Annotated in this window: 24 protein-coding genes; 9 read left to right on the forward strand and 15 right to left on the reverse strand. The window is 65.2% G+C overall.

Features of this window, described 5'->3' with window-relative positions; all coding sequences use genetic code 11:
• From B6K69_RS02570 to iscR, 9 genes are read right to left on the reverse strand one after another with little or no spacing between them, the layout of a single operon-like run.
• Entirely contained in the window at positions 1-1221 is a 1221-nt protein-coding gene (locus tag B6K69_RS02570; RefSeq protein ID WP_108642667.1) for a cysteine desulfurase, read from the reverse strand.
• Positions 1214-1801 (reverse strand): YIP1 family protein, encoded by a 588-nt coding sequence (locus tag B6K69_RS02575; protein ID WP_107674687.1) that lies wholly within the window; start codon positions 1799-1801, stop codon positions 1214-1216. Before B6K69_RS02575 ends, B6K69_RS02570 begins: the two co-directional genes overlap by 8 nt.
• Positions 1798-2316 carry a YIP1 family protein gene (locus B6K69_RS02580; protein WP_107674688.1) on the reverse strand — a complete coding sequence of 173 codons (519 nt, stop codon included), beginning with the start codon at positions 2314-2316 and terminating at the stop codon, positions 1798-1800. The genes B6K69_RS02575 and B6K69_RS02580 overlap by 4 nt, the downstream gene beginning before the upstream one ends.
• Positions 2316-3605, reverse strand: coding sequence for a SufB/SufD family protein (locus B6K69_RS02585; protein WP_108642668.1), 1290 nt, complete (start codon positions 3603-3605; stop codon positions 2316-2318). Before B6K69_RS02585 ends, B6K69_RS02580 begins: the two co-directional genes overlap by 1 nt.
• Positions 3605-4360 carry a Fe-S cluster assembly ATPase SufC gene (gene sufC, locus B6K69_RS02590; protein WP_107674691.1) on the reverse strand — a complete coding sequence of 252 codons (756 nt, stop codon included), beginning with the start codon at positions 4358-4360 and terminating at the stop codon, positions 3605-3607. Before sufC ends, B6K69_RS02585 begins: the two co-directional genes overlap by 1 nt.
• Before the next feature lie 38 nt (positions 4361-4398).
• Positions 4399-5007 (reverse strand): hypothetical protein, encoded by a 609-nt coding sequence (locus tag B6K69_RS02595; RefSeq protein WP_108642669.1) that lies wholly within the window; start codon positions 5005-5007, stop codon positions 4399-4401.
• A 22-nt stretch (positions 5008-5029) separates the two neighbouring features.
• A complete protein-coding gene (gene sufB, locus B6K69_RS02600; protein WP_108642670.1) occupies positions 5030-6541 on the reverse strand; it encodes a Fe-S cluster assembly protein SufB in 1512 nt (503 codons plus the stop codon).
• A 15-nt stretch (positions 6542-6556) separates the two neighbouring features.
• Positions 6557-7606, reverse strand: coding sequence for a cysteine desulfurase family protein (locus B6K69_RS02605; protein ID WP_108642671.1), 1050 nt, complete (start codon positions 7604-7606; stop codon positions 6557-6559).
• Complete coding sequence (iscR, locus tag B6K69_RS02610) at positions 7603-8082, reverse strand: Fe-S cluster assembly transcriptional regulator IscR (RefSeq protein WP_107673871.1); 480 nt, start codon at positions 8080-8082, stop codon at positions 7603-7605. The genes B6K69_RS02605 and iscR overlap by 4 nt, the downstream gene beginning before the upstream one ends.
• Positions 8083-8246: 164 nt before the next feature.
• Between iscR and B6K69_RS02615 the strand changes: the two genes are divergently transcribed.
• The 5 genes from B6K69_RS02615 (at position 8247) to B6K69_RS02635 (ending at position 11821) form a co-directional block, all read left to right on the forward strand.
• A complete protein-coding gene (locus tag B6K69_RS02615; protein WP_107673771.1) occupies positions 8247-8906 on the forward strand; it encodes an alpha/beta hydrolase in 660 nt (219 codons plus the stop codon).
• On the forward strand, positions 8906-9166 hold the full coding sequence (locus tag B6K69_RS02620; RefSeq protein ID WP_108642672.1) for a hypothetical protein: 261 nt from the start codon (positions 8906-8908) through the stop codon (positions 9164-9166). The genes B6K69_RS02615 and B6K69_RS02620 overlap by 1 nt, the downstream gene beginning before the upstream one ends.
• Before the next feature lies 1 nt (position 9167).
• Entirely contained in the window at positions 9168-9776 is a 609-nt protein-coding gene (locus B6K69_RS02625) for an HD domain-containing protein (RefSeq protein ID WP_108642673.1), read from the forward strand.
• Positions 9777-9948: 172 nt separating this feature from the next.
• Positions 9949-11163 carry an NADP-dependent isocitrate dehydrogenase gene (locus B6K69_RS02630; RefSeq protein WP_108642674.1) on the forward strand — a complete coding sequence of 405 codons (1215 nt, stop codon included), beginning with the start codon at positions 9949-9951 and terminating at the stop codon, positions 11161-11163.
• Between the two features lie 415 nt (positions 11164-11578).
• Positions 11579-11821 (forward strand): hypothetical protein, encoded by a 243-nt coding sequence (locus B6K69_RS02635; protein WP_108642675.1) that lies wholly within the window; start codon positions 11579-11581, stop codon positions 11819-11821.
• Between the two features lie 469 nt (positions 11822-12290).
• Here B6K69_RS02635 and B6K69_RS02640 read toward each other — a convergent pair whose 3' ends face one another.
• Positions 12291-12695, reverse strand: coding sequence for a hypothetical protein (locus B6K69_RS02640; protein WP_123876517.1), 405 nt, complete (start codon positions 12693-12695; stop codon positions 12291-12293).
• Between the two features lie 398 nt (positions 12696-13093).
• On the opposite strand from B6K69_RS02640, the gene B6K69_RS02645 reads away from it, so the two are divergent.
• The 3 genes from B6K69_RS02645 (at position 13094) to typA (ending at position 16296) form a co-directional block, all read left to right on the forward strand.
• On the forward strand, positions 13094-13708 hold the full coding sequence (locus tag B6K69_RS02645; RefSeq protein ID WP_108642677.1) for a YitT family protein: 615 nt from the start codon (positions 13094-13096) through the stop codon (positions 13706-13708).
• Between the two features lie 43 nt (positions 13709-13751).
• Positions 13752-14354 carry a YitT family protein gene (locus tag B6K69_RS02650; RefSeq protein ID WP_108642678.1) on the forward strand — a complete coding sequence of 201 codons (603 nt, stop codon included), beginning with the start codon at positions 13752-13754 and terminating at the stop codon, positions 14352-14354.
• Between the two features lie 124 nt (positions 14355-14478).
• Entirely contained in the window at positions 14479-16296 is a 1818-nt protein-coding gene (gene typA / locus B6K69_RS02655; RefSeq protein WP_108642679.1) for a translational GTPase TypA, read from the forward strand.
• Positions 16297-16334: 38 nt separating this feature from the next.
• Here typA and uvrA read toward each other — a convergent pair whose 3' ends face one another.
• A complete protein-coding gene (uvrA, locus tag B6K69_RS02660) occupies positions 16335-19199 on the reverse strand; it encodes an excinuclease ABC subunit UvrA (protein ID WP_108642680.1) in 2865 nt (954 codons plus the stop codon).
• A gap of 154 nt (positions 19200-19353) precedes the next feature.
• Between uvrA and B6K69_RS02665 the strand changes: the two genes are divergently transcribed.
• On the forward strand, positions 19354-19713 hold the full coding sequence (locus B6K69_RS02665) for a rhodanese-like domain-containing protein (protein ID WP_108642681.1): 360 nt from the start codon (positions 19354-19356) through the stop codon (positions 19711-19713).
• On the opposite strand, the gene B6K69_RS02670 is transcribed toward B6K69_RS02665, so the two are convergent.
• The 4 genes from B6K69_RS02670 to B6K69_RS02685 all read right to left on the reverse strand — a co-directional run bounded on the left by B6K69_RS02670 (position 19695) and on the right by B6K69_RS02685 (position 24417).
• A complete protein-coding gene (locus B6K69_RS02670; RefSeq protein ID WP_228156789.1) occupies positions 19695-20867 on the reverse strand; it encodes an MFS transporter in 1173 nt (390 codons plus the stop codon). The two genes, B6K69_RS02665 and B6K69_RS02670, sit on opposite strands and share 19 nt — an antisense overlap.
• Positions 20868-20921: 54 nt before the next feature.
• Positions 20922-22319 carry a dihydrolipoyl dehydrogenase gene (lpdA, locus tag B6K69_RS02675; RefSeq protein WP_108642682.1) on the reverse strand — a complete coding sequence of 466 codons (1398 nt, stop codon included), beginning with the start codon at positions 22317-22319 and terminating at the stop codon, positions 20922-20924.
• Between the two features lie 93 nt (positions 22320-22412).
• The gene (locus tag B6K69_RS02680; protein ID WP_108642683.1) at positions 22413-22982 is read right to left on the reverse strand and encodes a DUF924 family protein; all 570 of its coding nucleotides are present in this window, start codon (positions 22980-22982) and stop codon (positions 22413-22415) included.
• Positions 22983-23034: 52 nt separating this feature from the next.
• Positions 23035-24417: an MFS transporter gene (locus tag B6K69_RS02685; RefSeq protein WP_108642684.1), complete on the reverse strand. Its 1383-nt coding sequence runs from the start codon at positions 24415-24417 to the stop codon at positions 23035-23037.
• Positions 24418-24424 lie beyond the last annotated feature (7 nt).

Here is a 24424-nt window from a genome sequence, read left to right on the forward strand (position 1 = left end):
TCAGCCGAACAGTTCGTGGCACAGCTCCAGCGCCGAGACCAGCGCATCAACCTCGGCCTTGGTGTTGTAGAGCGCGAAGGAGGCACGGCAGGTGGCCGTCACGCCCATATGCGTCATCAGCGGCATGGCGCAATGGGTGCCGGCGCGCACCGCGATGCCGCGCTTGTCCAGCACGGTGGAAATGTCATGGGCATGGGCCGCGCCTTGCAGCGTGAAGCTGAAGATCGCGCCCTTGCCGGCCGAATTTCCCTGCACGGTCAGCCAGTTCAGCCCCGAAAGCCGGTCGCGCGCATAGTCGCGCAAGGATCGTTCATGCGCGGCGATGGCCTCCATGCCCAGACCCATCATGTAGTCCAGCGCCACGCCCAGCCCGATCTGCTGCACGATGCCCGGCGTGCCCGCCTCGAACTTCATCGGCGGGTCGGCCCAGGTAACAGTGTCCCGGCTGACCTCACGGATCATGTCGCCGCCGCCCAGGAAGGGGCGCATCTCCTCCATCCTCTCGCGACGAATGAAGATCGCACCGGAACCGCTTGGTCCGTATAGTTTATGCCCGGTGATTGCATAGAAGTCGCAGCCCATGGCCGCCACATCCACCGGCATATGCACCGCGCCCTGGCTGCCATCGACCAGCACCGGCACGCCCTTTTCGCGCGCCGCCCGGCAGATGGTGCCGACATCGACCACCGTGCCCAGCACGTTCGACATCTGCGTGATCGCGACAAGCCGCGTTTTCGGGCCAATGGCGTCAATCACCGCCTGCGGATCAAGGTCGCCATTGGCGTCGCACTCCACCCATTTCAGCACCACCCCCTGCCGTTCGCGCAGGAAATGCCAGGGCACGATATTGGCGTGATGCTCCAGGATCGACAGCACGATCTCGTCGCCGGGCTGCAACCGCGGCGCGGCCCAGGCGTAAGAGATCAGGTTGATCCCCTCGGTCGTGCCGGTGGTGAAAACGATCTCGTCTTCGGTGGGCGCATTCAGAAAGCGCCGGACGATGCCGCGCACCGCTTCATACTTTTCAGTCGCCAGGTTCGAAAGGTAATGCAAGCCACGGTGAACATTGGCGTATTCCATCGAATAGGCCTGCGTCACCGCGTCGATCACCGCCTGCGGCTTCTGCGCGCTGGCCCCGTTGTCCAGATAGACCAGCGGCTTGCCGTTCACCTGCCGCGACAGGATCGGGAAATCGCGGCGGACCGTTTCGATGTCATACATTGCTCAAGGCCTCCGGCCCCAGAACCAGCGACAGGATGATCGACATCACCAGAACCACCGCGATCGTCGCCAGAACAATCCCCCCGAACACCTTGAGCGGGCTGGAAAATCCGTGCAAGGCGGCAACAAAGTTGGTCAGCAGCCAGAAAAACAGGCCAAAGGACACCAGGCTAAGGATCACCGCCACGGGCGGCAGCACCAGCAGCGCCACAAGCTGAAGCAGTTGCAGCGCGATCAGGATCGCCTGCAACCAGACAACCACCATCATCGCGCCTGCCGCCGTGCCGGTGCCCCCGAACGACCCGCCGATCACATGGATCAGCCAAGACACCGTGACCAGCGCCACGATCTGCACCAGCGCGGTTTTCAGCGGCGATCCGAAGATTGCGTCCATCGGCGTCGGCCCGGTCGGCGGCGACAGCATCAGCCCCAGATGCACCAGCAGGGCCGAAGCCACCGCCATCAGCCCCAGCGCCGTCCAGCGCGCCCCCGCGGGCAGGTCCAGCCGTAGCACGTCCCGCATCCCGGCCTGCGGATCGCGCAGGGTTTGCACCATACGGTCCAGTATCTCCTGCATCATGCCCGGTGTGCCTCGCGCATCAGCGTCAGCCAAAGGCCAAGGAAGGCCAGCGCCACCACCACGCCGGTCGCCGTCAGCGCCGGCCCCGCGCCGATGAAGCCCGAGACCAGCCCCTGGAACAGCATCCAGGGCGCGGTCGCCAGCAGCGCCCAGAACAGCGCCAGCCGCGACGCCAGCGGCGTTCCCGTGCCGCCCAGGGCCCGCGCCACCAGATGCGCCAGCCCGGCCAGCGCGTAAAAGATCAGCGGCGCCATGAACAGCAGGGCGAACATATTGATCCCGATCAGCGCCTGCAGGCCCGGCACCTGATCTGGCGGCGTGCCCGCGGCCTCGGCGGTCTGCCGGGCAAAATGCGCCTCGCGCGCCAGCCGCGGCCATTGCGCGACAAAGATCAGCAGGCAGGCCGCAAGAAGATAGGCCAGCGCCTGCCCCTCGCCCCGGCTGCGGTCAAGGATCTGGCGAAACACCTTTCGGGGCCGCGCCCAGGTGGCCAGAATGTCGGTCGAAACCGCCATCAGTGCTCGTGCCGGTGCAACCAGCCCTCCAGACGCCCCCGTATGTCTTCGGCGATGGCCTCGTCCTCGATCTCCTGGATCGCTTCGGACAGGAAGGCCAGCACCAGCAGCGATTGCGCCACCCGCTTCGGCACCCCGCGCGATTGCAGGTAGAACAGCGCCGTGTCGTCAATGGCGCCGCTGGTTGACCCGTGGCTGCATTTCACATCGTCGGCATAGATTTCCAGCTCGGGCTTGGCCAGGAACTGGCTGTCGTCGTCCAGCAGCAGGCTTTGGCTGATCTGGTAGCCATCGGTTTTCTGCGCCTTGGCATGTACCAGGATCTTGCCCTGAAACACCCCCGTCGCCCCGTTCTTCAGAACCTTCTTGAACACCTGCCGGCTTTCGCAGCGTTCGGCGGCATGGGTGATGAAGACGGTATCGTCATGCAGGAAATCGCCGCCATCGCCCATCGAGGCGCCGGCGACATGCGCCATGCTGTCCGGTCCGGTCAGCTCGATCACCACCTCGTTGCGGGTCAGCCGGCCGTTCGCGGTCAGGGTAAAGCTCTTGAACAGCGCATTGGCCGCCAGCCGGGCAAAGACATGCGTCGCCGCGCGGCGTTCCAGATCGGGCCCCTGGGTGCGGATATGGTGGAACCGGCCGCCATCGGCCACCTCAACCTCCATCACCTTGCAGAACCGCGCCGCCGCCGGGCCGCTTTCCAGAACGGTCAGCTCGGCGCCGGATTCGATCCTGATGCAATGGTGAAGGATGGCATCCGAAGTCTCTGATTCATGGACATAAATCAGCGATACAGGCTTCTTCGCCCGTGCCGTGGCGCGGATCACCACGCCCTCGGTCGCATAGGCGGTGCCAAGGGCGGCCAGCGGCCGCTCCACCGGCGTCTGCCCCCGCGCCTCAAGCACTCCATACAGATCGCGCGCCCAGTGGCCCGGGCGGGCGGCCGCTTCGGCCAGCCGCTCGATCTCAACCCCCGCCAGCCGCGGGTCGTCCGAGGCCTTGGCGTCGAACACCCCGTCCACGAAGACCAGCCGCACCTGATCAATCCCGGCGAACCCCGGCTCGTCTTCCTCGGCCCCCCGCGCCGTGGCCGGCAGCGGATCGGCCGAGGTCAGGCTGGACGGGTCCGTATAGCGCCAGTATTCATCGCGCTTCACCGGCAGGCCCATCGCCGCCAGCCGCGCCTTCGCGCCGTCCCGCGCCGTGGCCAGCCAGCCCTCGCCAGCCGTCGTCAGCCCATCGGTGCGGGCCGCCAGCGCGGCGCGCTTCGCTTCCGCCAGGGCCATCACTTCACCTCGGCCAGCAGGTCGGCATAGCCGTTGTGCTCAACCTCAAGCGCCAGCTCCGGCCCGCCCGAACGGATGATCCGGCCCGCCGCCATGATATGCACGACATCAGGTTTGATATGGTCCAGAAGCCGTTGATAATGCGTGATAACCAGGAATGACCGCTTGCCGTCGCGCAGCGCGTTCACCCCGTCCGACACCAGCTTCATCGCATCCACGTCCAGGCCCGAGTCGGTCTCGTCCAGGATGCACATCTTCGGCTCCAGCATCGCCATCTGGAGAATTTCGTTACGCTTCTTCTCGCCACCCGAAAAGCCCACGTTCACCGGGCGCTTCAGCATGTCGGCGTCGATCTTCAGCCGCTTGGCCTTTTCGCGCACCAGCTTGAGGAAATCGCCCGCGCTCAGCTCCTCTTCGCCGCGCGCCTTGCGCTGCGCATTGGCCGCCGTCCGCAGGAAGGTCATGTTGCCCACGCCCGGAATTTCCACCGGATATTGCAGCGCCAGGAACAGCCCCGCCGCCGCGCGCTCTTCCGGTTCCATCTCCAGCAGACTTTCGTCATCCAGCGTGGCGCTGCCATCGGTCACGACATAGCCGTCGCGGCCCGCCAGCACATAGGACAGCGTCGATTTGCCAGACCCGTTGGGCCCCATGATCGCATGTACCTCACCCGGGCCGATCTTCAGATCGACCCCGCGCAGGATCACCTTGTCCTCTTCTTCAAGTTTGACGTGCAGGTTCTTGATTTCCAGCATTTTCTTATCCTACAGGCAGGCAATTCAAATGGGGCGGTTCAGCGCGGGTCGGCGAACCAGCCGATGACTTCGGTCAACAGGTCCGGCGGGATCGGGCCGGGTTCCACCTCGAACCGGGCCATCCGGCCAACGGTTTCCACGCGGCGGGCCAGCTTCTCGACCCCGTGGTAGAAGGGGCGGTTCAGGTAATCATCAAACAGCACCGTCACCGGGCGGGAAATGCGCAGCATCGTCGCGGCCAGACAGGCCGCCCGGAACCGCCCGTCAATCAGCACCAGATCGGGATGCCGCAGATCGGGCCGGTCCCAGACCGACAGCGCATAGCGGTGATAGCGCGCGGCGCCCTCGGTCGATCTGGGGCGCCCCCAGTCGCCGGTCGGGCCAATGTCAACCGGGTGCAGGCTGGCCACCAGCCCCTCGCGCTCCAGACAGGCCGCCAGCCGCGCCGCCCAGTCGCCATCGCTTTCCACCGCCACCACCGGCTTGCCCAGTTGGGCGGCCAGCACGGTTGACCCGCCGCTGCCATATTCCAGAATCGAGGTCGCCGCGCTGTAGTTTTGGAACACGAACAGGGCTTCCTCGGGCGGAAAGGTCAGGACAAACTCCTCCGCCCCCCCGGACGGCGGCAGGTGCCCCGCGTCCGGCATCCCTGCCCCTGTCATGCCCTGACTAGCCAACGCTGCCCTCAAGACTGATCGCCACCAGGCTTTGCGCCTCCATGGCGAATTCCATCGGCAGCGCCTGCAACACTTCCTTGCAGAAGCCGTTGACGATCAGCGCCACCGCCGCCTCCTCGTCGATCCCGCGCGACCGGCAGTAGAACAGTTGATCCTCATCCACCTTCGAGGTGGTGGCCTCATGCTCGGCGCGGCTCGAATTGTTGCGCACCTCGATATAGGGCACGGTATGCGCCCCGCATTTGTTGCCGATCAGCAGGCTGTCGCATTGGGTATAGTTGCGGCTGTTGGTGGCGCGCGGGTGCATACTCACCAGACCGCGATAGGTGTTCTGCGCCCGCCCGGCGCTGATGCCTTTCGACACGATCCTGCTCTTGGTGTTCTTGCCAAGGTGAATCATCTTGGTGCCGGTATCGGCCTGCTGGGCGTTGTTGGCGATGGCGATGGAATAGAACTCGCCCTGGCTGCCCTCGCCCCGCAGGATGCAGGACGGATATTTCCAGGTGATCGCGCTGCCGGTTTCCACCTGCGTCCACATCACCTTGGACCGGGCGCCCCGGCAATCGGCACGCTTGGTGACAAAGTTGTAGATGCCGCCCCGGCCTTCCTCATCGCCCGGATACCAGTTCTGCACGGTCGAGTATTTGACCTCGGCATCCTCAAGCAGCACGATTTCCACCACCGCCGCGTGCAACTGGGTGGTGTCGCGCTTGGGCGCGGTGCAGCCTTCCAGATAGCTGACATAGCTGCCCTTGTCGGCAATGATCAGCGTGCGTTCGAACTGGCCGGTGTTTTCCGCGTTGATGCGGAAATAGGTCGACAGTTCCATCGGGCAGCGCACACCCGGCGGGATGTAGACAAAGCTGCCGTCCGAAAACACCGCGCAGTTCAGCGTGGCAAAGAAGTTGTCGCTGGGCGGAACGACGGTGCCCAGATATTTCTGCACCAGTTCGGGATGTTCACGCACCGCTTCCGAGATCGAACAGAAGATCACGCCCGCCTTGCGCAACTCCTCCTTGAAGGTGGTGCCGACGCTGACCGAGTCGAAGACCGCGTCCACCGCGACCTGCCGCTCGCCCTCGGGCATTTCCACCCCGGCCAGCAGCGCCTGTTCCTTCAGCGGGATGCCCAGCTTTTCATAGGTGGCCAGCAGCTTGGGGTCCACCTCGTCCAGCGACTTCGGCTTGACCGACATGCTCTTGGGCTTGGCGTAGTAATACTGGTCCTGATAGTCGATCTCGGGGTAGTTCAGCATCGCCCAGCGGGGCTCTTCCAGCCCGACCCAGCGGCGATAGGCGGCCAGACGCCATTCCAGCATCCACTCCGGCTCGGCGTTCTTGCTGCTGATCAGGCGAACGATGTCCTCGTTCAGCCCTTTCGGCGCATATTCCGTCTCGATCTCGGTTTCCCAGCCGTATTTGTACTTGCCGGCCATGGCCTGGACGGTCTCGATCGTCTCCCGATCGACGCCTTCGCGCACCTCTTCTGCTTCGACCGTCGCCATTGCGTCTCTCCGTCCTTACGTCGCCCGCGCTCGGGCCTTCGCATAGGCCTTGGTCCACACATCGGCGAACCGCAGCACATCGTCCTTCGCCACGCCGGGCCCCAGAGAGATGCGGATCGCCTGACCCGCCTGCCCCTCGTCAAAGCCCATCGCCCGCAGCACCTTCGAGGCGCGCACCTTGCCGCTGGAACAGGCCGACCCCGCCGAGACGGCAAAGCCCGCCAGATCCATCGCCATCACCTGGGTCTCGCCCTTCCAGCCGGGGGCGATGACGCACAGGGTGTTCGGCAGGCGGTCCGCGCCTTTCCCGACAGAAATAGTCTCAAATCCCGAAGCCGACAATGCCATTTCTAGAATATTTCTAAACTCGGCCACTTCTTCCCAGATTCCGTCGGCCAGATCGCGGGCCGCCGCCTCGGCCGCGGCGCCGAAACCGGCGATTCCGATCAGGTTCTCGGTCCCGGCCCGGCGCCCCATCTCCTGCCCGCCGCCGCGAAGTTGCGCTTGCAGATCAATCCCTTGCCGCAGGACCAGCGCCCCAATGCCCTTGGGGCCGCCCAATTTATGGGCACTGACCAGCCCCATGGCACAGTCCAGCCAGTTGAAGGCGAAGGGCCGCTTGCCGAAAGCCTGCGTCAGATCGCTGACCGCCAGCCCCGCCGGCAGGGCCTGAACGATTCCCGTCTCGGAATTGGCCAGTTGCAGCGCCGTCCGCGCCGGATCGGCCACCGTCACGGCACCATCGGCCGCAACGGGCAGGCCCACCTCGCACCAGGCGGCCACCGCCTCATGCTCGACCGCGGCACAGACCAGCCCGCGCCCGGCACAGGCCAGCGCCGCCGCCTCGGTCGCGCCGCTGGTGAACACGATGTCGGCCCCCTCGGCCCCCAGCGCCGCCGCCACCTGCGCCCGCGCCCGCTCGACCAGCGCCTTCGCCGCCCGCCCTTCGGCATGAACCGAAGACGGGTTGCCGACCACATCCATCGCCGCCGACATGGCCGCGCGCGCCTCGGGGCGCAGCTGGGTCGTGGCGTTCCAGTCCAGATAGACGCGGGCCGCGCTCACTCCTCGTCCACCACGCGGACGCGGAACAGGCTGGGCACCGCCGGGCACGGCGTCAGGTCGTTCTTCACCACGTCCGACAGCCGCACCTGATGCAGGAAGACATAGACATTGGCCGACAGGCTTTCCCACAGACGGTTGGTCAGACTTTGCGCCCGCGTGCCCGACACCGCGCCCGTGGCCCCGGCCCCGGTGTGCATGGCATCGACGGTCTCTTCCACCGCCTCCAGCACCTCGCTCACCCGAATGCTTTGCGGATCGCGCGCCAGCTTGTAGCCACCGCCCGGCCCCCGCACCGCCTCGACCAGCCCCGCCCGGCGCAGCTTCACGAACAACTGCTCCAGATACGGCAGGCTGATGTCCTGCCGCTTCGAGATCGCGGCCAGCGACACCAGTTCCTCGCCGCCCGACCTGGCCTCGGCCAGCGCCAGATCGGCCAGCGCCACCATCGCATAGCGTCCCTTGGTCGAGAGTTTCATCGCCTTCTCCCCAGCGCGGCGGCGCAAGTCCATTGACGCGGCCTGCCGCGGCCATTACCTGAAACCCGATGTTCCAGCCCACCACAAGCCCGCGGCTGGAGAAGCTCTAGTTTTTCCCGGCGATAGCGTCAACAAATCGCACCAAGCAGGAACCAGCAAGGCCCATGCCAGAAGTCATCTTTGCCGGACCCGACGGCCGCCTCGAAGGCCGCTACCACCCGCAGAAGGACCGCGACGCGCCCATCGCCATCGTGCTGCATCCGCATCCCGCCTATGGCGGCACGATGAACAACAAGGTCGTCTACAACCTGCATTACGCCTTCTACAATCTGGGCTTCACCGTGCTGCGGTTCAACTTCCGCGGCGTGGGGCGCAGCCAGGGCGAATATGACCAGGGCATCGGCGAATTGTCCGATGCGGCCTCCGCGCTCGACTATCTGCAGGCGATGAACCAGAACGCCAAGCATTGCTGGGTCGCGGGCTTCTCCTTCGGGGCCTGGATCGGGATGCAACTGCTGATGCGCCGGCCGGAAATCACCGGCTTCATCTCGGTCGCGCCGCCAGCGAACCTTTACGACTTCACCTTCCTGGCGCCCTGCCCGTCTTCGGGGCTGATCATCAACGGCACCGCCGACAAGGTGGCCCCGCCCAAGGACACGCGCACGCTGGTCTCCAAGCTGCACGAACAGAAGGGCATCACCATCACCCATACCGAGATCGAAGGCGCGGACCACTTCTTCAAGGACGAAGAAGCCCATATGAAACCGATGATCCAAACGGTTTCCGATTACGTCCGCCGGCGCATGGGTGAAGGAACCCGCTGATGTCCTTCATCCAGGAACTTGCCGATGCGCTGGCCCGCGACGTGCTGGCCGCGCAGGACGAGTTGGGGGATGACCGCTACTACGAACAGATGGCGCAGGTGTTGCTGGCCGCCTCGCCCACGCTGCAAGAGGCGTTCATGACCTCGGTCCGCATCCGGCTGGCCGAACGCCGCGGGCGTGATTTCCTGAACCGCACACTCAAGGCCCGGCGCGAAGGCGGCTCGGCCCCCAAGCCTCCGCGCGACGCCGGCGCAGCCTGACATGCCCCAGACATCAGATCCCCAAACCTCCCGCCTTGACGCCCAGTTCGCCTTCCTGAACGAAGCCGACCGCCTGAAATCGGTTCTGCGCGCCACCACCCTTTGTGACGGGTCGAGGCGCGAGAATTCGGGCGAACATTCCTGGCATCTGGCGCTTTACGCCATGGTGCTGGCCGATCAGGCCCCCCCGGATGTGTCCATCGACCGGGTGATCCGAATGCTGATCCTGCATGATCTGGTGGAAATCGACGTGGGTGACGTGCCGATCCACTCGGCCAACGGCGCGGCCCATGCCAGCACGGAAACGCAGGCCGCCGAACAACGCGCCGCAGACCGCATCTTCGGCCTTCTGCCGGCCGATCTGGCGCGCAGCTTCCGCGCGCTTTGGGACGAATTCGAAGCCGCCGAAACGCCCGACGCGGTCTTCGCCAAATCGCTTGACCGCGTGCAGCCCGTGCTGGCCAACCTGCTGTCGGGCGGCGGCACCTGGACCACCTATTCCGTCACCTGGGACCAGCTCGAATCCCGCGTCGGCAACAAGATCGCCCGCGGCGCTCCCCGGATCTGGAACTGGGTCAAGGCGCAGGCCCGGCCCTTCTTCGGCGGCTGACCGGCTTCATCTTGGCCGAAATACCCCGGGGTCCGGGGCAGCGCCCCGGTCTGCCGCCGCCCTCCCGCACCGCAGCGTGGCATTTTCGGTATACCTTCGCATACCATCTTTTCCGACCCCGCCCTTTCCGCTATGAGGGCATCAGCGAATCCCAACACCGAAAGGGCAACCGATGACGAAGATCAAGGTGGCGAATCCGATCGTCGAAATGGACGGCGACGAGATGACCCGGATCATCTGGGACTTCATCAAGAAGAAGCTGATCCTGCCCTACCTGGACATCGACCTGCTCTACTACGATCTCGGGATCGAGGAACGCGACCGCACCGGCGACCAGATCACCATCGATTCCGCGATGAAGACCAAGGAAGTGGGTGTGGCGGTGAAATGCGCCACCATCACCCCCGACGAGGCGCGGGTGCAGGAATTCAACCTCAAGGAAATGTGGAAGTCGCCGAACGGCACCATCCGCAACATCCTGGGCGGCGTGATCTTCCGCGAGCCGATCATCTGCAAGAACGTGCCGCGCCTTGTGCCGCACTGGACCAAGCCCATCGTCGTGGGCCGCCACGCCTTCGGCGACCAGTATCGCGCGACCGACTTCAAGTTCCCCGGCAAGGGCAAGCTGACGATGAAGTTCGTCGGCGACGACGGCACGGTGATCGAGAAGGATGTCTACTCGGCCCCCTCGGCCGGCGTCTACATGGGGATGTACAACCTCGACGACAGCATCACCGACTTTGCCCGCGCCTCGCTGAACTATGGCCTGGTGCGCAACGTGCCGGTCTATCTGTCCACGAAGAACACCATCCTCAAGGCCTATGACGGGCGCTTCAAGGACATCTTCCAGAAGATCTTCGACGAGGAATTCGCCGAGGAATTCAAGAAGCGCGGCCTGACCTACGAACACCGCCTGATCGACGACATGGTGGCCAGCGCCCTGAAATGGTCGGGCGGCTATGTCTGGGCCTGCAAGAACTATGACGGCGACGTGCAGTCCGACATCGTGGCCCAGGGCTTCGGCAGCCTTGGCCTGATGACCTCGGTGCTGATGACGCCCGATGGCAAGATCGTGGAAGCCGAAGCCGCCCACGGCACCGTAACCCGCCACTACCGCGAGCATCAGAAGGGCAAGGAGACCTCGACCAACTCCATCGCCTCGATCTACGCCTGGACCGGCGGCCTGAAGCACCGCGCCAAGCTGGACAACAACGAGCAACTGATGCGCTTTGCCCAGACGCTGGAAAAGGTCACCGTGCAGGCGGTGGAAGACGGCCACATGACCAAGGATCTGGCGCTGCTGGTCGGCCCCGACCAGAAGTGGCTGACCACCATGGGCTATCTGGAAAAGGTGGACCAGTATCTGAACAAGGCGCTCAAGGGCTGATCCTTCGCCACCGCAGATCGTCGCAAAGGGCCGGTTCGCCGGCCCTTTCGCTTTTTCGGCATCCCGTCTGTGGCCCTTCTGTGGCCCGTCTGCCGCAGTGGCGCGCAACCTGCCGCGCCGCCCTTGCCTGAACCCGCCCGCCCCCCTATGCAGCCGCCATCCGGCACTGCAAGCAAGGGAGGGCGGATTATGAATTCGAATAATACCGCCTCGGCAACCGGATCGGTCTGGCGTCGATACCGTCGCAACTGAGCCGCCGCTGCGCCCCCTGACCGGGCGCGCAAGTCCCTGATCCCGCCGGCCCTCCGCATTTGCCCTTGATCCCCCTTGCATGGGGATGCGGCCTTCGGATGTCCGGCCCTTTCAAACCCCAAGTCGAAGGCCGGCCCCGTGGCAACACGCGCCGGGAACCCCCATGGTCCTGACCGAACACAGGGGCGAATTCCGCCCCGTCGACCCGATTGATGCCGCCATCGCGCTGCATGGCGCCCGCAAGGTGCTGGTGGCCGCGCTGCTGGCGCTGCTGCGCGGCCGGATGCGCAAGGCCCGCCCGCCGGATGCGCGCGGCCTGAACAACCACCTGCGCGCCGACATCGGCCTGCCGCCCCTGCCGCCGGCGCCCCATAACCTGCATGGCGGCCCGACCTACTGGCGGTAATCCAGAAGATCAGGCCGGAACACCCCGGCCTGATCCACGCCCAGCAGAAGCCATGACAGGCCCTTTGGCCCCGCCACTCAGATGCTCCCGGCCGGGTTAACAGCCGCAAAGCGGCCCCGGCCAGCGCCCGACCGCCCCCGGGCGGGCGCTTCTACGCTGCCGGTTCTTCGCTCAGCCCGCAGAAGAGGCCTTACCATAAAGCGCCCGCCTCGCACCGCTGGAAGCGCCCCCCGCGGTCGGGGGCTGGCCTGACGGTGTGGCAAGAGCGGAAGGCGGCTTTGAGCCCACACCGGCCATTCAGGTAGTCCGCCACGATGCCAAACCAGTCGCGGGCGCAGCAACGCGCTTCGGCCCCAAGCCGTCGTTGGCCATAGCTTGATGCCGCAGCGCAGCTTCCCGAAAGCGGCAGTTCTGTTCCCGGGCAAACAAGGTTGCCAATACGGGGGCCGCTGGAACAATTTCGGGCGGGTTAGTCCTTCAAATAGTCCATAGTGGCTGCACCATCGCCGCGCGTATTGGTCTGGCCGTTCACCACAGCGTCGTTCATGCCGGGGTGGCCATTCGCCCAGCCCCATATGGAGGCAGCGCCTGTGCAGAAGCGGGCAGCGGCCATCCCGATCTCTTTGCCCCATTTACCGTTTGCCCTGTGGCAGTTTTCGTAGAGCTCTTTGTAAGAAATCGTCTCGTCGGCTTGATGCTTGGCGGCAATTATGCCCAGCAATTTCCTTGCGTCGAAACCTTGGCCTTCGATATATTGCTCGCAGTTTGTAGACAAAAGCGCTTTGCCTTGTGCGACCATCTCGGGCTTTGCAGTGTCCAAGGCCCGTTCAATGCGTGCCTGATGTTCTTGTAGTTCAGGAAATGTCTTTCCCATTATCTGTCCTCCTGACTTAGCCTTGACCTTAAGTTTAGCGGTTCTCTCCGACTCGGCCAAGCGCTTGTAACTACGTCGATACTCTGATGGAGAGAGCGGAACGGATCAAAGCGCGAACCCCAAGATTAGCTTATGTGTGTCGGACACGTTCCGCCCTCCACGTCGATGATGCCGCAACCGCACACGGTTCCTGCGCATATGCAGCGCACGATCGCTTCGTCCCGCATAGCCCCCTTCGCGAGCGCCCCGAACCGCCACAATCGGGCCGTCCAACCTGTCGCCTCCAACCCACCCGGCACCCTTCTGCCGAAACCAGCCGCTTCCCAGCGGCTCCCGCCCCCCATCACCCCACAAATTCCCCCTCGACAGACGCCCAAGTCAGGCGCATAAACAAGGTCATGAATGCTGACCTTTCAACCGCCCGCCGCTACACCGCCTTCGAGGACGTTCAGGGCCTCATGATCGCCTCGGCGCAGGCGGCGCTAGGCATCCATCTGCTGCGGGCGGCGGGGCTGGTCACCGGCGGCACCGCCGGCACCGCGCTGATCCTGTCCTATGTGTTCCACTGGAACTTCTCGGTCGTGTTCTTCGCGATGAACATTCCCTTCTTCGGCTTCGCCTGGATGGCGCGCGGCCCGGTGTTCTGCCTGAAAAGCCTGGCCACCGTCGCGCTGGTCTCGCTTCTGGCCGAGGCGCTGAAGCCGCTTCTCCACGTTGACCAGATCCATCCCGCCGCCGCCGCCGTGCTGTTCGGCGTTTCGGCCGGCGTCGGCTTGCTGGGCCTGTTCCGCCATTCCGGCAGCCTGGGCGGCGTCTCCATCGTCGCGCTGATCCTGCAGGACAAGACCGGCTTCCGCGCCGGCTGGACCCAGTTGATCCATGACCTGATCCTGTTCACCGCCGCCGTCTTCCTGCTGCCGCCCGACCGGGTGCTGTGGTCGCTGCTGGGGGCGGTCATCCTGAACGCGGTGATCACCTTCAACCACCGCCGCGACTGGTATGTGGTGACCTGAACGCCCCTTCCCGTTGCCGTCCCCACAGGCTAAAGCCGCGCGCATGACCGAACCGGAAAAGCACAGCCTGATCGAAGATGCCCAGGCCATTGCCTATGGCAGCACCATGGCCGCCTTCGGCATCGTGATACTTACCCATCTTGGCCTTGTCACCGGCCAGACGGCGGGGCTGGCGGTGCTGATCTCCTATGCCACGGGCTGGGGCTTCGGGCCGGTGTTCTTTGCGGTGAACCTGCCGTTCTATATCTTCGGCTACCTGCGGATGGGGGCGGTGTTCACCGCCAAGACCTTCCTTTCCGTCGCGCTCCTGTCGGGGCTGGCCATGTGGATGCCGCAGCACATCAGCTTTGCCACGCTGAACCCCTGGCTGGGGGCGGTGCTCTTCGGCTTCATCTCCGGCTCGGCCCTGCTGGCGCTGTTCCGCCATGGCGCCAGCCTGGGCGGCGTCGGCATCGTCGCGCTGATGCTGCAAGACCGGCTTGGCTGGCGCGCGGGCTGGGTGCAACTTGGCTTTGACGCCGTGCTTTTCGCCGCCGCCTTCCTGGTGCGTGACCCCATGACGGTGGTGATCAGCTTTGTCGGCGCGCTGGTGGTCAATCTGGTGATCGCCATCAACCACCGCCGCGACCGCTATATCGCCACCTGACCCGCCGCATCCCGCCGCCGAAACCGCCCGGCCCCCCGCTTTCCCCGCCTCCCCTCTGGCCACGGGGCCGAAAACCCTGTAAGCCGCGCCAGACTTTACCCCCTCCCCCCAAGATGCGGACCCCATGCAGCTGCGAAACATCGCTATCATCGCCCACGTTGACCACGGCAAGACCACGCTGGTGGACGAGCTTCTGAAACAGTCCGGCACCTATCGCGAGGGCCAGATGGTCTCCGAACGGGCGATGGATTCCAACGACATCGAACGCGAACGCGGGATCACCATCCTGGCCAAGGCCACCTCGGTCGAATGGAAGGGGACGCGGATCAACATCGTCGACACCCCCGGCCACGCCGATTTCGGCGGCGAGGTGGAGCGCATCCTGTCGATGGTCGATGGCGTCTGCCTGCTGGTCGATGCCGCCGAAGGCCCGATGCCGCAGACCAAGTTCGTGCTGGCCAAGGCGCTGGCCCTGGGCCTGCGCCCCATTGTGGTGCTGAACAAGGTCGACAAGCCCGACGCCGAACCCGACCGCGCCCTGAACGAGGTGTTCGACCTCTTCGCCAACCTTGGCGCCAGCGACGCGCAGCTTGATTTCCCGCATGTCTATGCCTCGGGCCGCTCAGGCTGGGCCGACATGGAGCTGGACGGCCCCCGCAAGGATCTGGCCGCGCTGTTCGACCTGATCGTGCGCCATGTCCCCGCACCGGCGCAGATCGCGCGCGAAGGCGAACCCTTCCGCATGTTGGCCACCACCCTGTCGGCCGATCCCTATCTGGGCCGCATCCTGACCGGCCGCGTCGAATCCGGCCGGCTGACCACCGGCACCACGCTCAAGGCCCTGTCGCGCGACGGCGAGCGGCTGGAACAGTTCCGCGTCACCAAGATCCTGGCCTTCCGGGGCCTGACCCAGACCGCCATCGACGAAGCCGTCGCCGGCGACATCGTCACCGTGGCCGGCATGTCAAAGGCCACCGTGGCCGACACGCTTTGCGATCCGTCTATCGAAACCGCCCAGCCCGCCCAGCCGATCGACCCGCCGACCATCACCGTCACCTTCGGCATCAACGACAGCCCGCTGGCAGGGCGCGACGGCAACAAGGTGCAGTCGCGCGTGATCCGTGAACGCCTGATGCGCGAAGCCGAGGTGAACGTGGCGATCAAGGTCGCCGACACCCCCGGCGGCGAGGCGTTCGAAGTCTCGGGGCGGGGCGAATTGCAGATGGGCGTGCTGATCGAGAACATGCGCCGCGAAGGTTTTGAACTGTCGATCTCGCGCCCGCGCGTGATCATGCAGGAAATCGACGGCGTGCGGAACGAGCCCATCGAAGAGGTCATCGTCGATGTCGATGACGAATTCTCGGGCGCGGTCATCGACAAGCTGACCGGCGAACGCAAGGGCGATCTGGTCGAGATGCGGCCCGCCGGCGTGGGCAAGACCCGCATCATCGCCTATGTCCCCTCGCGCGGGCTGATCGGCTATCACGGCCAGTTCCTGACCGACACGCGCGGCACTGGCGTGCTGAACCGCATCTTCCACGGCTGGGCGCCGCACAAGGGCCCGATCCAGGGCCGCCGTCAGGGCGTGCTGATCAGCATGGAGACCGGCGTTTCCGTCGCCTATGCCCTGTGGAACCTGGAAGACCGCGGCCGCATGTTCATCGGCCCGCAGGAACAGGTCTACACCGGCATGATCATCGGCGAACATTCGCGCGACAATGATCTGGAAGTGAACCCGCTCAAGGGCAAGAAGCTGACCAACGTCCGCGCCAGCGGCACCGACGAAGCCGTCCGCCTGACCCCGCACATCCGCTTCAGTCTGGAAGAGGCCATCGCCTATATCGACGATGACGAACTGGTCGAGGTCACGCCCAAGATCATCCGGCTGCGCAAGCGGCTTCTGGACCCGCATGAACGCAAGCGCGCCTCGCGCAGCGAATAAGCAAACAAGGAAAAGCCGCGGAAATCCCGCGGCTTTTTCTATTCCGCCGCCACCCGCCGCGGCTTCAGCATATCCTTGAGATACCGCCCCGTATGGCTGGCCTCGACCTTGGCAATCTGCTCGGGGGTGCCGGTCGCCACGATCCGGCCACCGCCATCGCCGCCCTCGGGGCCGATGTCGATCACCCAGTCGGCAGTTTTCACCACATCCAGGTTGTGTTCGATCACCACCACCGTATTGCCCTGATCCACCAGCGAATGCAGCACTTCCAGCAGCTTGCGCACGTCTTCGAAATGCAGCCCCGTGGTCGGCTCATCCAGAATGTACAGCGTCCGCCCGGTTGCCCGGCGGCTCAGCTCCTTGGACAGCTTCACCCGCTGCGCCTCGCCGCCCGACAGCGTGGTCGCCTGCTGCCCGACCTTGATATAGCCAAGCCCCACCTCGCACAGCGCATCCATCTTTTCCCGGATGCTGGGCACGGCGGAAAAGAACTCGCGCGCATCTTCGCAAGTCATGTCAAGAACATCGGCGATGCTCTTGTTCTTGAACTTGATTTCCAGCGTCTCGCGATTGTAGCGATGGCCCTTGCAGGTTTCGCAGGTGACATAGACATCGGGCAGGAAGTGCATCTCGATCTTGATCACCCCGTCGCCCTGGCAGGCCTCGCAGCGGCCCCCCTTGACGTTGAAGCTGAACCGCCCCGGCCCGTAACCGCGCGCCTTGGATTCCGGCAATCCGGCAAACCAGTCACGGATATGGGTGAAGGCCCCGGTATAGGTGGCCGGGTTCGACCGCGGCGTCCGTCCGATGGCGCGCTGGTCGATGTCGATCACCTTGTCCAGATGTTCGAACCCCTTGATCGTCTCGCAAGGCGCCGGCGTCTCATGCGCCCCGTTCAGCCGCATGGCGGCGGTCTTGAACAGCGTCTCGATGGTCAGTGTGGACTTGCCGCCGCCCGACACCCCGGTCACGCAGACGAACTTGCCCAGCGGAAACTCGGCCGTCATGTTCTTGAGATTGTTGCCCGAAGCGCCCACCACCGTCAGCTTCTTGCCACTGCCGTCGCGTCGCTGCTTCGGCACGGTGATAGCCCGGCTGCCTGACAGGTATTGCCCGGTCAGGCTGGCCGGATCGGCGGCAATCTGCGCCGGCGTGCCCTGCGCCACGATCCGCCCGCCATGCACCCCGGCGCCGGGACCGAAGTCGAAGACGTAATCCGCCTCGCGGATGGCATCCTCGTCATGTTCCACCACCAGCACCGTATTGCCCTGATCGCGCAGGTTCTTCAGCGTGGTCAGCAGCCGGTCGTTGTCGCGTTGGTGCAGGCCGATCGACGGTTCGTCCAGCACATAAAGCACGCCGGTCAACCCGCTGCCAATCTGGCTGGCCAGCCGGATACGCTGGCTTTCGCCGCCAGACAGGGTGCCGGCATTGCGGCTCATCGTCAGGTAGTCCAGGCCGACATTCACAAGGAAACCAAGACGTTCGCGGATTTCCTTCAGGATCGCGCGGGCAATCTCGTTGTTCTGGTTCGTCAGATGCGCCGGCACCGTTTCAATCCAGGTATGGGCCTCGCGGATCGACATGCGCACCACCTGGCCGATGTGCAGCCCGCCGATCTTGACCGCCAGCGCCTCGGGCTTCAGCCGGTAGCCGCCGCAGGTGTGGCAATCGCGGTTGTTCTGATAGCGCTCCATCTCCTCGCGCGACCAGGCGCTGTCGGTTTCGCGGTAGCGGCGTTCGAAATTCGGGATCACCCCTTCGAAAACGCGGCGCACCTTGTAGCTGCGGCCGCCTTCATCATAGGTGAAATCAATCTCCTCACCCTTTGATCCGTAAAGGAAAAGCTGCTTCACGTTCTCGGGAAGGTCACGCCATTTGGTCTTCTTGTCAAAGCCGTAGTGGCGGGCCAGGGCATCCACCGTCTGGGTGAAATAGGGCGATTTCGACTTGGCCCAGGGCGCAATGGCCCCTTGCGGGATCGACAGGCCCTGATCGGGCACGATCAGCCTTTCGTCGAAGAACAGCTCCACCCCCAGCCCGTCACAGGCCGGACAGGCCCCGAAGGGCGCGTTGAAGGAAAACAGGCGCGGCTCGATTTCCGCGATGGTGAAGCCCGACACCGGGCAGGCGAATTTCTCGGAATAGGTGATGCGCTGCGGCGCCTCGCCCTCGGCACTGTCGGCCAGTTCCACCACGGCAATGCCGTCGGCCAGGTTCAGCGCGGTGCGGAAACTGTCGGCCAGCCGCGTTTCCAGCCCCTCGCGCACGACGATCCGGTCCACCACCACGTCGATGTTGTAGCGGAACTTCTTGTCCAGCGTGGGCGGTTCCTCCAGATCGTGGAAGGTGCCGTTCACCTTGATCCGCTGGAAGCCCTGCTTCCGAAGCTCCAGAAATTCCTTCTTATATTCGCCCTTCCGGTCGCGCACGATGGGCGCCAGCAGATAGGCGCGGGTGCCTTCCGCCATTGCCATCACCGCATCCACCATGTCCTGCACCTGCATGGCGGTGATCGGCAGGCCGGTGGCGGGGCTGTAGGGCGTGCCGACGCGGGCGAACAGCAGGCGAAGATAGTCATAGATCTCGGTCACCGTGCCGACGGTCGAGCGCGGGTTCTTCGAAGTGGTCTTCTGCTCGATGGAAATGGCCGGCGACAGGCCCGAGATGTGATCGACATCCGGTTTGCCCATCATGTCCAGGAACTGCCGCGCATAGGCCGACAGCGATTCGACATAGCGGCGCTGGCCTTCGGCATAGATCGTATCGAAGGCCAGGCTGGACTTGCCCGATCCAGACAGCCCGGTGATCACCACAAGCTGATCGCGCGGAATATCAAGGTCGATGCCCTTGAGATTGTGCTCGCGCGCCCCGCGCACTTCGATGAACTTCTGCTCCGCCATCCGCGACCCCTGACCTGAGGCCCCAGAGATAGGGCAATTCGCCCCCGTATCCAACCGGATTTTGTGAACGAAGGCAGAACATCACAGGGGCGCGAGGGGGCTTTACATATTCGATTGTTGATATATGTTTGAGCTCAAAGCATGAGGTTTCCCGATGTTCTCTTTCCTGCGCCCCAACGCCGGCCCCGCCTGCCCCTCTGTCGCCGAGATCGCGGCGGCGGTGGCCCGGGGTGAGATGGTTCTGGTCGATGTCCGCGAAACGGCCGAACTGCGCGGCTCCGGCAAGGCAAAGGGCGCGCTGCATGTGCCGCTGGGGCTGCTGGCGCTGAAGGCCGATCCGCAGGCGCCCGACGCGGTGATGGCGCCGGGCAAGCCGGTGGTTCTGTATTGCGCCTCGGGCGGGCGGTCGGGCATGGCGGCCCAGACGCTGCGCCGCATGGGCTATGATCCGGTCTGGAACCTGGGCGGCTTCGGCGATTGGGTCGCCGGTGGCGGTCAGGTCGACCGCGCCTGACGGCGACGCGCCTGCCAGCCGATCACCGCCACCCCCGCCAGCGCCGCCAGCACGGCCACCGCTGACAGGGCCAGCGGCCCGCCCGCCGCCAGAATCGCCGCCAGAACCGGGGTGCCGGTCGTGGTGCCCAGATTGCCCAGTTGCGCAATCGCCCCGGCGGCGCGGGCGCGATCTTCGGGAAGGCGGTTCAGCTCCGGGATCGAGGCGAAACTTGCCCCCTGCACGATGCCCAGGGCGGCAGACAGCCAGAACCCCGCCAGCACCATGCCGCTGCCCTGCCCCCAGAACAGCCACAGCGCCACGAATCCGGGCAGCGCCGCCAGATAGCCCCAGCTTGCCAGCCGCACCGCCGGCATCCGGCTCAGCAGTCGCACCCCCAGCGTCAGCGACACCGCGATCGACACCAGTGGCATCCCCGTCGCCATCAGCGCGCGGTGGCTTTCCGGCGTCTGCGGCGGCAGCAGCGTCAGGCAGGCGACATAGAGGAAGGTATAGAAGCAGAACCCCATGGCCGGCGCCGCCAGCCAGGGCGAGGCATAGATCTGCACATGCTGGGCCAGCACATTGTCCATACGCCCCCGTATGGCCGGCGGATCGCTGGGCAGCGCGGCCCAAAGCAGCGCGCCAATCGCCACCATCCAGCCAGAATGGGCCAGAAACAGCCCCGGCGCCCCGCCCCAGCCCAGAATGCCAGGCGCGATCAGCGCCAGCACGGCATAGGTCACCCCAAAGAAGCTTGACCACAGCGTCATTGCCAGCGGCCGGCGCTCCTCGGGTGCAAGCTGGGCAATCAGCACCGGCCCGACCACGACAATGGCCAGATGCGAGGCGCCTTCCAGCACCCGCGACAGGATCATCACCGGATAGGCCGGCAGCAGCGCCTGCACCGCCGACACCGCCGCCCCCAGGGCCATGGCCCCGACGATGGCCCGCTTCGGGCCGATCCGGGCCACCAGCAGCCCCGCCGTGGTGCCGAACACCAGCCCCACCATGCCAACGACCGAGACGACCAGCCCCAGCGCCACCTCGCCCTGCCCGGCGTAAATTCCGCGCAGATCCTGAAACAGGACCGAGATCTTGCCGAATTGCGCCGCCGCCCCCAAGCCCGCGGCCCAGAGCAGCAGCACCAACGCCATGGGAGGAAGCCGCATCATGCCGCCCTGCCTAATCCGTGCCGCGGGCAAAGACCAGACAGGGCGGAAGCCCGGTCAGATGTGCAGCGCGCGCCCGTAGGCGTCCAGCACCGCCTCATGCATCATTTCGCTCAGCGTCGGGTGCGGGAAGACCGTGTTCATCAGGTCTTCCTCGGTGGTCTCCAGCGTGCGGCCAATCACATAGCCCTGGATCAGCTCCGTCACCTCGGCCCCCACCATATGCGCGCCCAGCAATTCGCCGGTCTTGGCGTCGAACACGGTTTTCACCAGCCCCTCGGGTTCGCCAAGCGCAATGGCCTTGCCGTTGCCGATGAAGGGGAAGCGGCCAACCTTGACGCTATAGCCCTGCTCCTTGGCCTTGGCTTCGGTCAGCCCGACCGAGGCCACCTGCGGGTGGCAATAGGTGCAGCCGGCAATGCTGCCCGGCTTGATCGGATGCGGATGCCCGCCCGCGATCAGCTCGGCAACCATCACGCCCTCATGGCTGGCCTTGTGCGCCAGCCAGGGGGCGCCGGCGATGTCGCCAATGGCAAACAGGCCCGGCACGCCGGTGCGGCAGAATTCGTCGGTCACCACATGGGTCCGGTCGATCTTGACGCCAAGCGCCTCAAGGCCAAGGTTTTCGACATTGCCCACGATGCCGACCGCGGAAATCACCGTGTCGAACTCGGCCGTCGTCACCTTGCCGTCCTGTTCGATATGCGCGGTCACGCCGACGCCCGGCTTGCGGTCCAGCTTCTTGACCGCGGCCTTTTCCTGAATCTTCATGCCCTGCTTGACGAACTGCTTCTTGGCAAAGGCCGAAATCTCGGCGTCTTCCACCGGCAGGATGCGGTCCATCACCTCAACCACCGTGGTATCGGCGCCCAGCGTGTTGAAGAAGCTGGCAAATTCAATGCCGATGGCGCCCGACCCGATCACCAGCAGCTTCTTCGGCATCCGGGGCGCGACCAGCGCGTGCTTGTAGTTCCAGACCAGATCGCCGTCGGCTTCCAGCCCCGGCAATTCGCGCGCCCGCGCGCCGGTGGCCAGAATGATGTTCTTCGCGGTCAGCACCTCGGTGCCCTTGTCGGTCTTCACCTCGACCGTGCCCGCCTTCGGCAGCGTTGCCGCGCCCATGAAGACGGTGACCTTGTTCTTCTTCATCAGATGGCCAATGCCGCCCGACAATTGCTTGGCAACGCCCCGGCTGCGGGCCACCACGGCGGGCAGGTCATAGCCAATCCCCTCGGCCTTCAGCCCAAAATCCTTGGCGCGGTGCATCAGGTGGAACACTTCGGCGCTGCGCAGCAGGGCCTTGGTCGGGATGCAGCCCCAGTTCAGGCAGATGCCGCCCAGATGTTCCCGCTCGACGATGGCGACCTTCTGGCCCAGTTGCGCCGCGCGAATGGCCGCGACATAGCCGCCGGGGCCCGCACCGATCACCACAACGTCAAAGCTCTGCTCACCCATATTCCCCTCCCCTGGAAATTAGTTCACCCTTAAACCAACCAATTCAGCCGCACAACAACATGCGCGCCGCGCCGCCTTGCAATTGGTGCATGGCTAACCCTTCAATTCCCGAACGATCGCCCCATAGCCCCCCTCGGCCAGAAATGCCGCCTCCTCGGGCGTGGTTTCGCGCCCCAGCGCCGCATTGCGGAACGGAAACCGGCCGAACCGCCGGATGATCTGCCGGTGCGCCCGCGCATGAAGCGCCATCTCCGGGTCGGACGACAGGCGGTCCTGCATCAGTTGCACCGCCAGATCCTGATCGGCGGGGTCTTCGGAATGTTCGAACGGCATGTAGAAGAACTGCCGCTCCGGCTCCGGGGCGGCCATGTCCCAGCCTTCCGCCAGCGCCTTGCGCGCCGCCGCCCGCGCCTGCGCATCGGTGGCAAAGGCCAGCGCCGTGCCACGGTGGATGTTGCGGGCGAACTGGTCGGCGATGATCAGATAGGCCAGCGTGGCGACCGTGCCATCCACCCAATGCTCCAGCCCGCCGTCGTGCAGCGCACGCCAATTCTCGGCAAAGCGGACGGCGCAGGCATCGTCAATCTCTTCGGTGCCGGCATACCAGCCCTCGGGTCCGATCTCGCCCAGCCAGAAATCAAGCACATCCACGGGGTCTGCCATCTGTCGTCCTCCCTGCCCTGCACCCTGACAGGCCGCCCGGTCTGGCGCAACCTCAGCCTTCCTTGCGCGGACCGCTTTCGGTTTCGCCATCCTCCGGGCGCTCTGCGCCCGGTGCCGCGTCCTGCTCCACAGCCTCCACAGGCTCCGCCGGCCGGATCTCCAGCCCGCGCGAGGCCTCCTCGGCCGCCTCGGGCGTTTCGGGCGACGGGCCGATGTCGGGCGCGTTTTCCAGCACCGCCACCGCCGCCACGGTCGAGGCGGTCGGCGTCACCCCGCGATAGGCCCCGGTGACCGAAGGCGAAGCCCGGCGCGTCATCCGCCACAGCGTATAGACCACCTGCGCCGCATACAGCACCGCCAGGTACAGGAAGAACCCGTTGGTCCCCACCACGCCCATCAGCCAGCCGGTGATCAGCGGCCCGAAGATCGCCCCGACCCCGTTCATGAAGATCAGCCCGGCCGACGCCGCCGCCATCTGCTCTTTCGACAGGAAGTCGTTGGTATAGGCGATCAGCAGCGAATACATCGGATAGGTGATGCCGCCCAGAAGCCCCGCCACGATCAGCAGCGCCCAGAACGGCAGGTCAAGCACCGTGGCCACGATCAGCACCACCGTCGCCACCACCGACAGCCACAGCATGATCTGCCGGCGGTCGATCCGGTCCGACAGCCAGCCGACCGGATACTGCAGCAGCAGCCCGCCCACGTACAGGAACGACGTGAACAGCGCGATCTGCTTCACCGACAACAGGCTCAGCGTGCCCCAGACCGAGGCCATCCCGAACATGGCCGAAAAGACGCCGCCCGAAATCAGCATCCCCACACAGCCCAGGGGCGAGATGCGGAACAGATCACGGAACCCCAGCCGCACCGTGGTGGAAAAGGTCGGCGTCGGGCTGTCGGCCAGCAGCAGCGGCAGGAAGGCCAGCGACACCAGAACCGACGGGATCAGGAACATGTCATAGCCGAAAGGATCGCCCGCCGCCAAAAGGCCCTGGCTGGCGACAATGCCCAGCATCTGCACAATCATGTAGGCCGACAGCGCCTGCCCGCGCGTCTCGTTCGTGGCGGTATTGTTCAGCCAGCTTTCGGCGGTGATGTAGATGCCAGCAAAGCCAAAGCCGATGACAACCCGCATCAAGGCCCAGATCTGCCATTCCACCAGCATCGGATACAGCACCAGCACCGCCGAGATCAGCGACCCAAGGGCGGCAAAGACCCGCACATGCCCCACCCGCCGGATCATGTCCGGCGCGACCCGGCTGCCGATCAGGAAACCCAGGAAATAGGCCGACATCACGACCGACAGTTGCAGCGTGTTGAACGCCTCAAGCGTGCCGCGGATGCCCAGCAGCGACCCCTGCACCCCGTTGCCCACCATCAGCAGCAGCACGCCCGTCAGCAGGGGCCAGGTCTTCAGCACAACTTTCAGCATCTGGCCC

The organism is Pseudogemmobacter blasticus (assembly GCF_003071405.1).
Classification (GTDB): Bacteria; Pseudomonadota; Alphaproteobacteria; order Rhodobacterales; family Rhodobacteraceae; genus Pseudogemmobacter; species Pseudogemmobacter blasticus.